Here is a 1,281-nt window from a genome sequence, read left to right as displayed (position 1 = left end):
TGAGCTTGCCCCTAACTAACGTATCCCTTAGCCGGGCACATTATGCTGCCTGCCGGGACTGACTGGCTAGCCAATTTCTTTCAAACTGCATTGGACTGACGTAATTCAAGGTTGAATGTAATCGGTCATGATTATAGAACGTCAACCAGTCCACGATCTCGTCCATGGCAGCGCGACGTGTTTCAAACCGCCTGCCATGAATACGTGCTGTCTTGAGTGAACCCCACAGACTCTCTGTTGGGGAGTTGTCCCAACAATTGCCACGACGACTCATGGACGACTGCATACCGTATGCCTGTAACGCTGACCGGAATTCATGGCTGCAATATTGGCTGCCTCGATCCGAATGGAAGATTAATCCGGCCTCCGGACGGCGCCGGAACCAAGCCATACGCAAGGCATCACTGACCAGTTCTGTCTTCATATGCGGCTTCATGGACCAGCCCACAACCTGACGACTGAACAGGTCGATCACTGCTGTCAGGTATAGCCAGCCTTCATCTGTAGCGATATACGTGATATCGCTGGTCCAGACGCGGTTGGGTTGATCGACAGCAAACTGTCGGTTGAGCAGGTTTGGTGCAATCGGCAAGCTGTGATTAGAGTCGGTCGTCGCTTTGTATTTACGCTTGGCGCGGGCTTTAATGCTGTGCAGTTGCATCAACTTGCGCACACGCTCTTTACCTACAGGGATGCCACGTACCCGCAACGCTTTCCAGATCCTGGGCCATCCATATTCTTGCTTGGTTTTCGCATGAATGGCCTTGATATGCACCAGCAGCGCATCGTTGCTGAGATGTTTGCGTTGCTGTGGCGTCGCCTGTCTTGCGAAGTGCTCGTGGTAGCCGCTTTGGCTTACTCCGAGAATTTCGCATTGCAGGGAAATCGGCCAGCAACTCTTGTTGCGCATTATCCAGGCGTACTTCACATCGACTCCTTGGCGAAGTACGCTGTAGCTTTTTTTAGGATATCTCGCTCCATCTTGACCCGCGCCAGTTCGGCTCGTAGCCGGCTAATTTCCATTTGCTCAGCACTGACGGGCTTGGTTGACGCTACTGCAAGTTTGCCTTGCTCGTCAGCTTTGACCCAATTGTGTAACGTTTGATCGGCTATTCCGAGTGTTTGAGCGACTGCAGCAATGCTTTGCCCACCTCGCACCAACCTGACCGCCTCAATCTTGAATTCCTGCGAATAGCGTGCTCGTTTGTTTTGTGACATGCTTCTCTCCTTAACTGAATTTTAAACCCTCAGTAAGGGATACGTTTTATGCGGGCAAGCTCA

General features: G+C 51.8%; 1 protein-coding gene. It reads right to left on the bottom strand.

The window, feature by feature from the left end:
• Nucleotides 1–40 precede the first annotated feature (40 nt).
• Nucleotides 41–1,218 (bottom strand): IS3 family transposase gene (locus ACO0LN_RS30230; RefSeq protein WP_422980455.1). Its coding sequence is split into 2 segments (ribosomal slippage): nt 41–966 and nt 966–1,218, totalling 1,179 coding nucleotides; the frame shifts between segments, so codons are not numbered across the junction.
• Nucleotides 1,219–1,281 lie beyond the last annotated feature (63 nt).

This window comes from Undibacterium sp. TC9W (genome assembly GCF_049339865.1).
Classification (GTDB): domain Bacteria; phylum Pseudomonadota; class Gammaproteobacteria; order Burkholderiales; family Burkholderiaceae_D; genus Undibacterium.
Note: the sequence above shows the minus strand (reverse complement) of the source record. Positions and strands in the feature narration are given on the sequence as shown.